The 13,957-nt window shown below is 39.4% G+C and carries 14 protein-coding genes; 7 read left to right on the top strand and 7 right to left on the bottom strand.

All coding sequences use genetic code 11. The annotated features are described in order from the left end of the window. Positions 1–139 precede the first annotated feature (139 nt). The 4 genes from GSF09_RS07165 to GSF09_RS07150 all read left to right on the top strand — a co-directional run bounded on the left by GSF09_RS07165 (position 140) and on the right by GSF09_RS07150 (position 4,227). Positions 140–742, top strand: coding sequence for a penicillin-binding protein activator LpoB (locus GSF09_RS07165; RefSeq protein ID WP_159800268.1), 603 nt, complete (start codon positions 140–142; stop codon positions 740–742). Positions 743–764: 22 nt separating this feature from the next. Then, on the top strand, positions 765–2,600 hold the full coding sequence (locus tag GSF09_RS07160; RefSeq protein ID WP_159800267.1) for a COG3014 family protein: 1,836 nt from the start codon (positions 765–767) through the stop codon (positions 2,598–2,600). A 1-nt stretch (position 2,601) separates the two neighbouring features. Beyond that, the gene (locus GSF09_RS07155; protein WP_159800266.1) at positions 2,602–2,979 is read left to right on the top strand and encodes a hypothetical protein; all 378 of its coding nucleotides are present in this window, start codon (positions 2,602–2,604) and stop codon (positions 2,977–2,979) included. Between the two features lie 90 nt (positions 2,980–3,069). Continuing rightward, positions 3,070–4,227, top strand: a complete 1,158-nt coding sequence (locus GSF09_RS07150) for a GyrI-like domain-containing protein (protein WP_159800265.1) — start codon at positions 3,070–3,072, stop codon at positions 4,225–4,227. 6 nt (positions 4,228–4,233) lie between these two features. On the opposite strand, the gene GSF09_RS07145 is transcribed toward GSF09_RS07150, so the two are convergent. The 5 genes from GSF09_RS07145 to GSF09_RS07125 all read right to left on the bottom strand — a co-directional run bounded on the left by GSF09_RS07145 (position 4,234) and on the right by GSF09_RS07125 (position 8,458). Continuing rightward, positions 4,234–4,950, bottom strand: coding sequence for a ThiF family adenylyltransferase (locus tag GSF09_RS07145; RefSeq protein WP_159800264.1), 717 nt, complete (start codon positions 4,948–4,950; stop codon positions 4,234–4,236). Beyond that, the gene (locus GSF09_RS07140; RefSeq protein WP_159800263.1) at positions 4,934–5,587 is read right to left on the bottom strand and encodes a TatD family hydrolase; all 654 of its coding nucleotides are present in this window, start codon (positions 5,585–5,587) and stop codon (positions 4,934–4,936) included. Before GSF09_RS07140 ends, GSF09_RS07145 begins: the two co-directional genes overlap by 17 nt. Before the next feature lie 96 nt (positions 5,588–5,683). Then, complete coding sequence (locus GSF09_RS07135) at positions 5,684–7,195, bottom strand: malate:quinone oxidoreductase (RefSeq protein ID WP_159800262.1); 1,512 nt, start codon at positions 7,193–7,195, stop codon at positions 5,684–5,686. Positions 7,196–7,297: 102 nt separating this feature from the next. Next, positions 7,298–7,714 carry a Holliday junction resolvase RuvX gene (gene ruvX / locus GSF09_RS07130; protein WP_159800261.1) on the bottom strand — a complete coding sequence of 139 codons (417 nt, stop codon included), beginning with the start codon at positions 7,712–7,714 and terminating at the stop codon, positions 7,298–7,300. Between the two features lie 6 nt (positions 7,715–7,720). Next, entirely contained in the window at positions 7,721–8,458 is a 738-nt protein-coding gene (locus GSF09_RS07125) for a class I SAM-dependent methyltransferase (protein WP_159800260.1), read from the bottom strand. Positions 8,459–8,582: 124 nt separating this feature from the next. On the opposite strand from GSF09_RS07125, the gene GSF09_RS07120 reads away from it, so the two are divergent. Both GSF09_RS07120 and GSF09_RS07115 read left to right on the top strand, forming a co-directional pair. Next, a complete protein-coding gene (locus GSF09_RS07120; RefSeq protein WP_159800259.1) occupies positions 8,583–9,398 on the top strand; it encodes a 2,3,4,5-tetrahydropyridine-2,6-dicarboxylate N-succinyltransferase in 816 nt (271 codons plus the stop codon). A gap of 9 nt (positions 9,399–9,407) precedes the next feature. Beyond that, positions 9,408–11,234: a glycosyltransferase gene (locus GSF09_RS07115; RefSeq protein WP_159800258.1), complete on the top strand. Its 1,827-nt coding sequence runs from the start codon at positions 9,408–9,410 to the stop codon at positions 11,232–11,234. On the opposite strand, the gene GSF09_RS07110 is transcribed toward GSF09_RS07115, so the two are convergent. Next, the gene (locus tag GSF09_RS07110; RefSeq protein ID WP_159800257.1) at positions 11,231–12,040 is read right to left on the bottom strand and encodes a glycosyltransferase family 2 protein; all 810 of its coding nucleotides are present in this window, start codon (positions 12,038–12,040) and stop codon (positions 11,231–11,233) included. The two genes, GSF09_RS07115 and GSF09_RS07110, sit on opposite strands and share 4 nt — an antisense overlap. 1 nt (position 12,041) lies before the next feature. Next, on the bottom strand, positions 12,042–12,809 hold the full coding sequence (locus tag GSF09_RS07105) for a lipopolysaccharide kinase InaA family protein (RefSeq protein ID WP_159800256.1): 768 nt from the start codon (positions 12,807–12,809) through the stop codon (positions 12,042–12,044). A gap of 77 nt (positions 12,810–12,886) precedes the next feature. Here GSF09_RS07105 and GSF09_RS07100 point away from each other — a divergent pair, with 77 nt between their 5' ends. Beyond that, complete coding sequence (locus tag GSF09_RS07100) at positions 12,887–13,957, top strand: glycosyltransferase family 1 protein (protein ID WP_159800255.1); 1,071 nt, start codon at positions 12,887–12,889, stop codon at positions 13,955–13,957.

Raw genomic sequence — 13,957 nt, 5'->3', positions numbered from 1 at the left:
TAGCATGAATACCCCTTAGTAAGGGGTATTTTTCTTTTTAGTAATGTTACTCCTGTTAATTGGCATGCTCTTTGTAAATGTGAAATTAAAGTTATAATTTTAACTTGAATCAATAATTAAACATTAATCAATAACGAACATGAAAACAAAAACATTACCACTGTTTGCAGCCCTTGCTATTGCTACAGCAACACTATCTGCATGCTCATCACACAATGTACAGCGAGTGAATGAAAACACTGTAATAGACCTTAGCGGACGCTGGAACGATACTGATTCAAGGCTTACTGCAGAGGAAATTACAGCCGAGTTAATGGAGCACTCCTGGTATAGCACTTATGCTGCTGAAAACGGTGGTAAAAAGCCGGTTATTATTGTTGGTATGATTACCAATAAATCACACGAGCATATTGCAACCGAAACTTTTTCTAAAGATATAGAAAAGGCTATCATTAATTCTGGCAGGATGAAACTTGTTCAGGCCGGTGGCATGCGTGAAGAAATAAGGGCAGAACGTGCCGACCAGCAAAATAATGCATCTCAATCCACAATGAAAAAATTCGGGCTTGAAAACGGTGCCGATTTTATGCTGCAGGGTACTGTTAACTCGATAGTTGACCAATATTCAAAAGAAAAAACAATTTATTACCAGATTGACCTTGAGCTTACCAACATACAAACAAATGATAAAGTTTGGATAGGCGATAAAAAAATCAAGAAATACATTGGTAAAAAACTGTAACAGCTAACCTTCCTGTCCATATATGAAAACAACTACAAACACCTTTGCGGTTATTGGCAAAGTTGTGCTGTTATTGCTATTGGTCATATTTCAGTCATGCGGTACATACAATTATAAAACTACTGAAATTGAAACCGACCTGTATAACGGCAACTTTAAAAAAGCCGTTTCCAGTATAGAAAAAAATAAATTCCTGAAAAAGGACAGGAACAGGCTTTTGTATCTACTGGAAAAAGGTAAAACCGAACATCTGTTAGGCAACTATGAGGAAAGTAACAAGTTACTGGAACAGGCCTATATAATGATAGATGACAGGATAAAAACCAAGGCAGGGCAGGCCGTAGCTGCCAAGCTAACCAACCCAATGGCCACTACTTATAAAGGTGAGGATTTTGAAAAGGTTACCATACATTATTATAAGGCACTCAATTACTTTCTTTTAGGCCAGCCCAATGAGGCACTTGTAGAAGCCAAAAGGATAAATATAAAACTGTACGAGCTTAATGAAAAATATAAGGAAAATAAAAACCGTTACAGTGAAGATGCCTTTTCTCATATACTGCAGGGCATAATTTACGAGTCGGTGGGCGATATTAATAATGCCTTTATTGCCTATAGGAATGCAAAGGAAATATACAGCAAAAATAAAGGTGAGTATTTTGGTGTCACCATACCCCAACAATTAAAAAAAGATGTATTGCGCACTGCCTGGGCTATGGGATTTAAAGAGGAATACAATGCTTACGCAAAAGAATTTGGCATGATTATTCCCGAAGGAAACCGTCCGCAGGGCGAGGCAATCATATTTTGGGAAAACGGCATGGGCCCCGCCAAAGACCAGATTGTAATTACGGCATCAGGCGGGGGTGGTATTTTTTACGGCTCCTATATGGACGGCGATATATTGCAGGAAATCATTATCCCTATACCTTTTGGTACTGACATAGGTAACGTTAATGCCATTGCCATACCTAAATACAGGCAAAGGGAAAGCTACTACAGCAGTGCCGAACTTGTGAATGACAGCTATAGTGAGAATTTTGAACTTGTGCAGGATTTTTACCCTATTGCCAGGCAATGCCTCCGGGACAGGATGCTGAGGGAAACAGTGGAAATTGTTACGCGCTTTGCTGCTAAAAAGGCTGCAAGTGCCGGTTTGGGCGCATTAGGAAAAGAACTTTTGGGTAATGATGCAGGCGAACTCATAAAATTTGCTGCAGATGCTGCCGGAGCCTTAACCGAAAAGGCAGATACCCGCAACTGGCAAACCCTGCCCGCAACCATTAGCTATGCACGAGTTCCGCTTAAAGAAGGTATTAACAAGTTTGTAATTAAAAAGCATGGACCTAAAGGTGTGGTAGATACAGACACTATAGCTATCCCGTTTAAGCGCGGGCTACAAATACTTAATTATTTTGATTTAGGCCGCACACAGCTTGCGCCGCAGGAAAATCCTAAAGAACTGCCGGGCAAACTAAACAGTCCCGGAACGGCTCCTGTTGTAGATAAAAAAATTGCAGATAAATACGGCCAGTGGATTGAGGCAGGTAATGGGGTTTCCTATAAAATGGAATATGCTGTTAAGCAGTGGCCGGAACATGTAATGTATGAGAAAAAAATTACTCTTAAAGCTGATAGCGATAAGCCGGTAAAAGTTACTTATGCTGTTACAGAGCTGCCCTTTAGTGATAAGCTGAAAGAGGTTAAGCAGGCTGATTATATAACAATTCCTGAAGATGGGCAGCCATCTAAGGAATACTTTAAAATTTCTGACACGCTGAAACCGGGTGAAGAAACCTCAATGCTTATATACCAGGCTACACCTGATTATTACATAACATTTTTTAAAGCCCAATAATATGCACAAGTTATTTATACTTTTATTTTTTTCAGGTATGGTTTGTGCCGGGGCACAAACAAAAAACGGCTGGGAAGAGTGGCAGAAAACAAGCTGTTACTCAAAAATATCCTTCAGGCTGAAAGAAGAAAAGAAACGCGGCAACCAGTACAGGTGGAAAATACAGTTCAGGAATGATTATAATGAAGTTATTTCTTTTAATTACCATGTTACTGATAAACTCCAGCAGTATAATATTACCACACACAGGAAAACATTAAACCCCTTACAGTTAAGTGATGAAATTGAAGTTTTTACAAGGGAAGAAGACATATACATACTGGTTGATAAAGTGAGCCTGTCGCCCTTTCCCGAAAACTTTTTGGATTGCGACCACTAAATAAAAGTTAAGCCCCGCAGGGGGCTTTTTATTTTTTAGTAACTTACAGGAAATATTTATAATTTTACGCTACCATTAAACCCAGCCTGCATGAAAATTGTAAAGTATATATTCCTGCTATTGCTGCTTGCAGCCGTTGCATTAACTGTATTTATAGCCACACAGGACGGCAAATATAACATAGTAAGGGAACAGTATATTAAAGCTCCAAAAAATGTACTTTATAATTTTGTAAACGACTATAGGAACTGGGAAAGTGTGGCGTTATTCCCCGAAACAGATACAACAACGGTTTATACTTTTTCAGAAAATGCAGGCAAAACACAGCTTACCTGGAAGTCGGCAGATACTGAAGGAAAACTTCATACCATAAAAACAGTAGGTAATGATTCCATAATTCAAAAAGCGCATAACAATGGGCTTGATTCAGATATTTTCTGGAAATTTAAAGACACTCTTAATGGTACAAAAGTTACGGTAAGGGTAAAAGGCAGGCTGTCATTCATTGAAAAAGCTTATTCCGTTTTAAATGGTGATATTAAAAACCAGACTGAAACAGGATTACAGAACAGCCTGGACAACCTGAATGACTATCTGGTAAATGAATTGAGCACATATACCATTGATGTAAAGGGTATGGTAAAGAAAAATGCTGTCTTTTATTTGGGGCATACCGATTCTATTACTGTTGAAGGATTAAACAGAAAGATATTTAACCTGTTCCCTAAGCTGCTCAATTTTGTAAAAGAGAATAAAATTGCTACAAACGGCGCGCCGTTTATCCTTTATAAAAAGCATGATTCTATAAAAGGTTTTACAAAGTTTGCCGTATGTGTGCCTATTAAAGAGGAAATTTTCACCTCACCGGGCAGTGAGTTTGAAGGTGGCAAACTGGAAAGCTTTAATGCGCTGAAGACTACCCTAAAGGGCGATTATTCTCATCTCAAAGAGGCTTGGAACGCAGCATATGCACATATTAGGAAAAATAACCTGCCTGAAAATACTTCCGGAAGCTATGTTGAAGTTTACAGTACAGGCATGCAGCAAACAAAAAAGCCATCACAATGGGTTACCGATATTTACATTCCCATTGGCAAGCCTGCGCCTGTTTTAAATGAGGCTGGGCAATCTATTAATAACACAGCAGGGAGTACAGCCAAAACAACTGCTCCGCCTGCCTATCCTATAAACCGCCCCCGCCCTTCATCCGAAAACGGAAATATGCCCGAAAACCGGGAAACTCCCTAATAGCGGCTATTTCTTTAAAAGATATTTCACTACAGTTTCGGCGGCATGCAGCCCAAATAGTGCCGGCATCCAGCTATTGGTTCCGTAAAAAGACTTTTTGAAGTTGGTGCCGTCAGTCATCTTTAAGCTGGTTTCATCCGGCGCTTCAACAGAGTAAACCACTTTTACCCCTTTGGATATTCCTTCCTTCCTTAAACGCTTGCGTATAGTTTTTGCCAACGGGCAGTATTCCGTTTTACTGATATCAGCCACTTTTACTTTAGAGGCTTCATATTTACCGCCGGCTCCCATATTGCTTATAATCTTAATCTTTTTACGCCTTGAAGCCATAATAAGGTTAAGCTTGGGTGTAATACTGTCAATACAGTCCATTACATAATCATAATCTTCTGTTACCAGTTCATAAGCCCTTTCCGGCGAAAGAAACTCCTTCAGCTTTATCAGTTTAAGTTCCGGGTTAATATCCATAAGCCTGTCGCCCACTATATCAACTTTTGGTTTGCCAACTGTAGAGTGCAAAGCGGGCAACTGCCTGTTTATATTGGTAATATCAACAACATCACCATCTACAATAGTCATTTTCCCCACTCCTGCCCTTGCAATAAACTCGGCAGCAAAAGAGCCTACGCCTCCCATGCCCACAATGAGCACATGGGAGTTTTTTAAATTTTGCAATCCCTGTTCCTTAAATAAAAGTTCAGCCCTTTCAGTCCATTCTGCCATTTTTAAAAACGGTTTTAAAATTTGTGCTTATACTATGTTTTAAATCTTCTATATCAATATTGCGTGCCAAAGCCGCTTTTTCATAAACCTGCTGTATGCCTTCTTCAATTGTATCAGTTTCAAGAAAAAAACGCTCCTGCGGTACTTTTGCCAATACACCAGACAATTCCGGGTTCCTTAATAAATATTTACCAAAGGACAGGTAAAAGCCATTATCCAGCAATTGCTGTGCCGTTTGTATATTTTTAGAAAATCCGTGAATTACCAAAGGTACACCCGGCACTACACTCTTTTTTATTTCCACCAGTTCCTGAAAAGCAGCAACAATGTGCAAAATTACAGGTTTTTGATATTTTTTTGCCAATAGCAGTTGTTTTTCGAAAACAGGTATTTGTATACTTAATGGAATTTCAATGCGTTTATCGAGCCCGCATTCGCCTATAGCAAGGCAGTTATCCATTAAAAGGCGTTCTTCAATTACAGCAAGATGTTTTTCAGTTTTATCCTGTTCAATATACCACGGGTGTATCCCGGTAGAAAAAAAAGGTACATCAACATCCTCTGTTGGGTAACGGTTTACAACTCCCAGAATATTGCTGTCATGTGTTGCAGTATGGGTATGCAGGTTATAAAACATTATATACAAACTTAAGTTTGCAATATACAAACAAAATTGCCATTGAGAGAGAGCAGATACTGCGCTCACCTGAATGGCAATAAGTGTTTTTATTAATTAAGCTAACTGCAATGAATGCAAATCAAGCATCTCATCGGCGTGCTGCCTTACCTTATAAAGCAGTTGGGGATTATCATTTAAAAGCTTTCCGAATGACGGTATCATGCCGCTTAATTTTTCCTGCCATTCAGCCGACTGCATTTTTTCAGGGAAACAACGTCCCATAAGGTCCAGCATTATTGAAACCGCAGTACTTGCTCCCGGCGATGCACCCAGCAATGCTGCAAGCGAACCATCGGCACTGGTAATAACTTCAGTACCAAACTCAAGCTTACCCCCCTCTTTTGGGTCTTTTTTAATTACCTGTACACGCTGCCCTGCCGTTTCCAGTTCCCAGTCCTCCATTTTAGCATCGGGTAAATATTCTTTAAGGGCTTCCAGCCTGTCTTCCCTTGACTGTGTTACCTGTTCAATCAGGTATTTTGTAAGGGAAAGGTTGTGGTACCCTGCGGCAAGCATAGGCCCAATATTATTAGCTTTGATAGATAAGGGTAAGTCAAAATAGGAGCCATGTTTAAGAAATTTAGTACTGAAACCTGCATAAGGCCCAAAAAGCAGTTCCTTTTTACCATTTATCATCCTGGTATCAATGTGCGGAACCGACATGGGCGGCGCTCCTACAGAAGCCTTTCCATATACTTTAGCATGGTGCTTTTGTATAACTTCCTCATTGGTGCACCGGAGCCACTGCCCGCTAACAGGAAAGCCGCCATAGCCTTCCCCTTCGGGTATATCGGCTTTTTCAAGCAAAGGCAATGAACCGCCTCCTGCACCTATAAAAACAAATTTAGAATATACTTTATGCTTATCACCTGTGTCAAGGTCTTTAATTTTAAGTTTCCACTGCCCTTTCCTGCCTTTTGAACGGCGTAGTTTTTTAACCTCATGCCCAAAATAAACATTAACGCCTTCCTGTGCTGTAAGCCATTCAAGCATATCGCGTGTAAGTTCGCCAAAGTTAACGTCTGTGCCTATTTGCATGCGTGTGGCGGCAACAGGCTCTTTACCTTCCCTGCCTTCCATTATAAGGGGTGCCCACTGTTTTATCTCAGCCTTGTCTTCGCTATATTCCATACCTTCAAACAAGGGGAATTGCTGTAAAGCATCATAACGCTTTTTAAGGTAATCAACATTATTTTTACCCCATACAAAACTCATGTGCGGAATACTGTTTACAAACTCCTTTGGGTTTGTTATCCTGCCTTTTTCAACAAGGTAAGTCCAAAACTGCTTTGATTCTTCAAAAGAATTGGCAATTTTCAAAGCCTTTGCTGTATCAATTTCGCCATTGGGAAGTTCAGGCGTGTAATTCAGCTCACAAAAAGCCGAGTGCCCGGTACCGGCATTATTCCATGCATCCGAGCTTTCAGCAGCTGCCCTGTCCAGCCTTTCATATATATTTATCTTAACCTCAGGCATAAGTTCTTTTAAAAACATACCCAGGGTTGCACTCATAATACCCGCGCCAATGAGTATTACATCAGGTTCATTTTTTATATCTGCACACATGATTTAAGTTTAAAATACAAAGGTACTTTACACTTTCTAAAACTTATCTTAATACGCAATGATATTAATCATGAAGTGGCATTTTTAATGATATAAAAAATATCAGAAGCTTTTTTTTCGCGATAAATAATCCTGCAGCATAATTGTTGCCGAAATTTCATCAATCAGTGCTTTATTTTGCCTTTGCTTTTTCTTTAAGCCAATATCAATCATGGCCTGAAATGCCATTTTACTAGTAAAGCGTTCATCCACCCTTTCTACTTGCATATCAGGAAAAGCATCTTTAAATTTTTGAAGGAAAACTTCAATAAGCTCTGCGCTTTGCGAAGGTTCATTATTCATCTGCTTAGGCTCGCCCAGTAATACAAGCCCCACCCTTTCCTTTTTAAAATAATCGCTTAAAAAATCTAATACTGTTTCTGATGCTACTGTAGTTAAACCCGATGCTATAAGCTGCATTTCATCTGTAACAGCTATACCGGTTCTTTTAAGTCCGTAATCAATGGCAAGTATCCTCATTTTAAGTTATTTAATTTTCCCCATCCGCAAAAGTAAGGGAAAAACTACCTGTTTATCTCCATTTTCCCATGATTCCTGCAATTCATCTTTAATCAGGAGCAGCGGATTGTGTCCATTTTTCTTTATATAATGCTGCACTGCCGACCACGTTTCAAGATAACCCTCAAGCTGCTCAAAAGTCCACATTAAATGGTTGGCAAATGCCTTGTCAGTATATATTTCTTCAAAAGGAAAAGGAATAGTGGTATAATTTTCATCAATATACCTCCGCTCATTGTCCCAATAAGGGCCAACAATATCATGGTAAAACCTGCTTATTATTTTTTCGGTACCCGGATTGGATTTAAAAAGCCCATATCCTAAAACGGCAATAATACTCTTCGGTTTCCCTATACGTTTTATTTCTTTATAAAATTGCTCAAAATCAAACCAGTGTATTGCCTGCCCCACTGTTATTAAATTGAAACTGTTGTCTTCAAAATCAGTGTTTTCTGCACTTTGCCGGCTATAATAAATATTATCTTTTACAACAGCATTATCCAGCTGGCTGCTGCTAATATCTGTAGCATGAACGTTATTAAAATGGCCGGATAATTTAGCCGCCAACTGTCCGTTACCTGTAGCCACATCAAGCGCACTGTTTCTTTCCTCAACAAATTGCAAAATATAATTTACCATTTCTTCAGGATATCTCGGCCGGAACTGAGAGTAGCCTTTTGCCTGTGCCGAAAAATTATCTTTCATAATTTAAGCCTTATACCGTAAAGGTAATTAATTGTTCCCGTTACTAAAAACTGCTTATAAATATGTATTTTTAATAACCGTAATATATACATATTACTATCTTTGCCAAAACCACTTATTTGCAATGAACACTTTACAAACCATTATAGAGCAGGCATGGAACGACCGCTCCTTACTGCAAAGCCAGGACACTATAAAAGCCATTCGCGAAGTTATTGAAATGCTTGATGCAGGCAAGCTGCGTGTAGCCGAACCCGTACAAAATGGCTGGCAGGTTAATGAATGGGTAAAAAAAGCTGTGGTTATGTATTTCCCCATACAAAAAATGGAAACCCTTGAAGCCGGTATTTTTGAGTATCATGATAAAATGCCCCTAAAACGCAATTATGCCGAAAAGGGCATACGCGTTGTACCCAATGCTGTGGCAAGGCACGGAGCCTATATATCTTCGGGTGTTATACTAATGCCCAGCTATGTAAATATAGGCGCTTATGTAGATGAAGGCACCATGGTTGATACCTGGGCTACTGTAGGTAGCTGCGCGCAGATAGGTAAAAATGTACACCTTAGCGGTGGTGTGGGCATAGGCGGAGTGCTTGAGCCTTTACAGGCTGCTCCTGTAATTATTGAGGATGGTGCTTTTATAGGCTCACGCTGCATAGTTGTTGAAGGGGTAAGGGTAGAAACCGAAGCCGTGCTTGGTGCAAATGTATGCTTAACGGCTTCCACAAAAATAATAGATGTAACAGGCAGCGAACCAGTTGAGCTAAAAGGTGTGGTGCCTGCACGCAGTGTTGTTATACCGGGAAGCTATACTAAAAAATTTGCAGCAGGCGAATACCAGGTTCCGTGTGCGCTTATTATTGGCAAGCGCAAGCCTTCCACCGATTTAAAAACTTCGCTTAACAATGCCTTACGCGAATATGATGTAGCGGTTTAACACCTTGCAATGAGCGAAAACCAAACTAAAATATCTGCACTCGCCATTGTTTACAATGAGGAGCACAACATAAGGGACTATCTGCAAAACATGGCTTTTGCTGATGAAATTATTGTAGTTGACTCTTATAGCACAGATGCAACACCTAGAATTATTAAGGCTGAATTTCCGCATGTGAAATTTTACCAACGGAAGTTTGATGACTTTTCCTCGCAGCGAAACTATACACTTAGCCTTGCAAGTAATGACTGGGTATGTTTTTTTGATGCCGATGAGAGGGTTACACAAAACGGTATAGATGAAATAAGGCAGGTGGTTAACAATAATCCTGTTGAAGTTGCCTTTTGTGTTAAACGGATATTTTATTATAAAGGAAAGCCTTTTGTAAACAACAACTTTAATAAGGACAAAACCATACGCCTTTTCAGGAAATCAAAATGCCGTTATACAGATAAACTGGTACACGAAACACTTTCAGTAAACGGCAGGACAGGCAGCCTTCAGGAAGGCATAAAGCACTTTTCCTTTAAAAGCACTGAAGATTTTTTAAACAAAAGGCTGCAGTATTCAAGGCTAAAAGCCAAAGAATTATACGCAAAAAGTATAAAGCCCAACTTTTACCACCTGACCATAAGGCCAGCCTTCCGCTTTTTTAAATATTATATTTTAGGGCTCGGCTTTTTAAATGGCAGGAGAGGCTTTGAAATAGCGCGCATACTTGGCTACCACGTTTATATGAGGTATGTGTACCTCAAAGAAATGTATTACCTGAAAGACGGGGTAAAAATATTGGTTATACAGCAAAAAATGATAGGCGATGTACTTGCCAGCAGCATTATTTGCAATAACCTGAAAAAGATGTACCCCGTAAGCCAGGTTGATTACCTAATTTACCCTTTTACTAAACCTGTTGCAGAAAATAACCCGAATATTGATTCTATTATTCTTTTTAACCAGGAACTGAGGGATAGTAAATGGGCATTTTTTAAATTCCTGATGCAGCTACGCAGGAAAAAGTATGACGTGGTTATAGATGCTTATGGCGTTTTGGAAAGTAATTTGATTACTTTGTTTTCTGGAGCGCAAAAAAAGATTAGCTTTTATAAACCTTATACAAGTTTTATTTATACAGATACCGTAAAGGAGTTAAAAACACCTGCCACCAATGCAGGGCTTGCGCTTGATAACCGTTTACTTTTACTTAAAGCACTCCATCCCGAAGTACTGCTTGAGAGCAAACCAAAAATATATATAACCCCACAGGAGATAGCGTCAGGGCGGCAACTTTTAGCAGAAAAAGGTATTGCAGGCAGTAAAATATACATGATAAGCGTACTGGGAAGCGGCGACAATAAAACTTATCCCTTTAACTATATGGCAGCATTGCTTGACAGGATTGCTGCTAATAGCGATGCCTGGCTGGTATTTAATTATATACCGGCCCAAAGCAAGGATGCTGAAACCATATACAACCTTTGCAATGAAACCACACGCGAAAAAATACGTATGGATATTGCTCCCGGTACTATCAGGGAATTTCTTTCTGTACTATATCATTGCCGTGCCCTTATTGGTAATGAGGGTGGTGCTGTAAATATGGCAAAAGCACTAAACATACCCACCTTTACCATTTTTTCTACATGGATTAAGAAAGAAGCGTGGAATTCCTTTGAAAACGGAACAACAAATGTTTCGGTACATTTAAAAGACTATAAACCGGAACTGTATGGGGAAAAATCTCCAAAGGAGATGAAGACACATGCTATTCGGCTGTACCAGGAATTTACACCGGGACTTATAATGCCGGCACTTGAAAAATATATAAGAGAAAATTAATTGGAATCTATCCCAACCGGAGTTTTAATTACCTTGTTTTTTCTTGTATTGGCCCTTATTGCATAATTTTTTTTCCAGGTTGCTTCATTTACATATCCCCGGGCATGGTCTAAATGCACGCAAACTGCGCTATAGCGTATCTGTTTTGATTTAAGCCCTTTGTTAAAAAGCCTTTCTCCAAGTTCCCTGTCCTGCCCGCCATACTGCATTTCCTGGTTAAAACCATTTATCGCCACCAGGTCAGACTTCCAGCCCGAAGCATTGTGCCCGTTCCAGGTAGCTTTGGTTGGTGTTATAAAATTCAGGAATTTTGCCCACAGGCCGGTAGCAGAAAGCTTGGCTGTTTTAGATGATTTCATTCCCATCCCTTTAAGCCACTTTACATCAAAACACCGCTGGGCAAAAATATCCTCTTTGGTAATAGCCTGAGATATATTCATGGGCAGTTTAAAATACCCCCCTGAAAGAAAATAGCCTTCCTGCCTGAATTTAAGGTGTGTTTCAATAAAATCATTGCGGGGTATACAGTCGCCGTCTGTAAAAATAAGGTAATTGGTTTTAGAAGCTATAATAGCTTTATTGAGTATCTGCGATTTTTGAAAACCATTATCCTCCTGCCAGACATGAACAAGCGGCATGCTTATTTGTGTACGGAGCCTGTCCAATAACTCTTTAGTTTTAGGCCCGGAGCCGTCATCAGCAATAATAATTTCAAAATCCTTTTCTGTCTGCACGCTAAATCCCCAGATAACTTTTGCAAGCCATTCCTCAGCATTATAGGTACTCATTATAACCGATGCTTTCATACTATTTCTTTTTGCCTATTCCCAATTTACTTTTTAACCTTTTCTTCCTCCTGAATTTTTCCTGAAAGGCTGTGGTTTTTTGCCATAATTTTTCAAAAACCTCTGCTTCCGCCCTTCCATACAATTTAGCATATTCATTGCTCATAACGGCAACCATTTCCTTTTTTGGCGTAAGCCTTTTTAGGTTTTCCATGCGCTGGTCAAAACTCATAGCGGCATGAAATTCCATCCTGTTAAGGTCAACCAGGTAAAAATCATATATGCCCTCCCCTCTTTTAACTATAAGTGTATTACCGGGAGAGTGATCTTTAAACTCTATGCCTTTTTCATGCAGCCTGAACGAAAACTGTGTAAACTGCCTCAAAATTATTTCATGCTCAGGGTAGTCAGGGTCAGCAACCAGTTCCCTGTAGGTTAGGTCAGGATAAAGGTGTTCGCATACATAATAGCTATCGGTTAGGCCTACAGCGTCATAATTTTCAAAATAGGCAATAGGTTTAGGTGTTCCTATATTATTTTCCAGCAGCCTTTTTGCAAACTCAAATGAACGCCTTGCTTTTGATTTCCTGAAAAACCTGTACACAATTTTATTAATAAGGTTGGGCATGCGGAAAGATTTTACGTTTATAACCTGCCCGTTAATAGTAAAAAGCTTTATCACGTTTCTTTTGCCTTTCACCAAAACTTCACCTGTATGGGTAAAATCAGCTATTGCCTCTTTTATTTTTCCCCTGTCCAGGCTGTTATCCTTATCAAATACTTGGTTCATCACGCAAAATTACGATTTTGTTCAAATATACCTACAGCCGCATAAAATATTCGTAATATTGCAGGAAAGCTGTTTTAATGAAAACTATATTTTTAGAGGCTCACCATGTAAAAAACCTTTATTTCGGGTTTGGGCAATTTAACTATAACCTGCTGAAAAGCCTTAGTAAAATTGAAAATCCTGAATTTGAATTTGTGGTGCATGCAAAAAATATCAGCTTTTTAAAAGAGCAGTTTGGCAGTTACTTCAGCTACAAAAAATATTATTCGTTAAGAAGGTATCCTGCCTTAAGAATAAGAAAAGAATACAGCCTTTGGCACGCCCTGAACCAAAACACAAAAATTGAGCCCTACGGCAGCAATGTACCTTATCTGCTTACAGTGCATGACCACCCTAATATTAAAGATACTGAAAACTACAGGCAACTGCCGGAGCATAAAATATTTCAGGAAAAGCTTAGCCGAAGTACCGCAATTACATATATTTCGGAATACACAAAGTTGTCCACGCAAAAATTTTATGATGTTCCCAATGTTCCGCAGTTTGTAATATATAATGGTAACCCTATTACAGATATTACCCTCGCTGAAAATTTTACACCAAATTTTGTCCCAAAACGCCCTTTCCTGTTTACCATAGGGGTAATACAGCCACGTAAAAATTTTAACCAGCTTATAAAAATGATGGAGTTTTTACCGGAGTTTGACCTGGTAATTTCAGGGGCAAATAATACCGGTGCGGGAGAAGAATTAAAAAAGCTTATTAACCATTCAGGCTTACAGGAGCGTATAACACTTACAGGACAGGTTAATGAGGCTGAAAAGCAGTACTACTACAAGCACTGCACAGCTTTTGTTTTCCCTTCAAGAAGGGAAGGTTTTGGCCTGCCGGTTATTGAAGCCATGCGCTTTGGCAAACCTGTTTTCCTTTCTGATAAAACATGCCTGCCGGAAATTGGCGGCGATGCTGCCAGCTACTGGTATAATTATGAACCGGAGTACATGGCAGGCGTGCTGAAAGAGGGCCTGGAAAACCATTATAATAATGAACCCGTGATGGTTGAAAAGCTGATAGCGCGCTCCAAACACTTCAGCTGGGATAAAGCCGCTTTGGAATATTATGATGTGTACAAACAGCTTTTAAAATAA

Origin of the sequence: Flavobacterium sp. MK4S-17 (assembly GCF_009848495.1) — a bacterium.
Lineage (GTDB): Bacteria > Bacteroidota > Bacteroidia > Flavobacteriales > Flavobacteriaceae > Flavobacterium.
The sequence above is the reverse complement of the archived record's forward strand: the minus strand, read 5'-3'. Positions and strand labels throughout refer to the sequence as shown.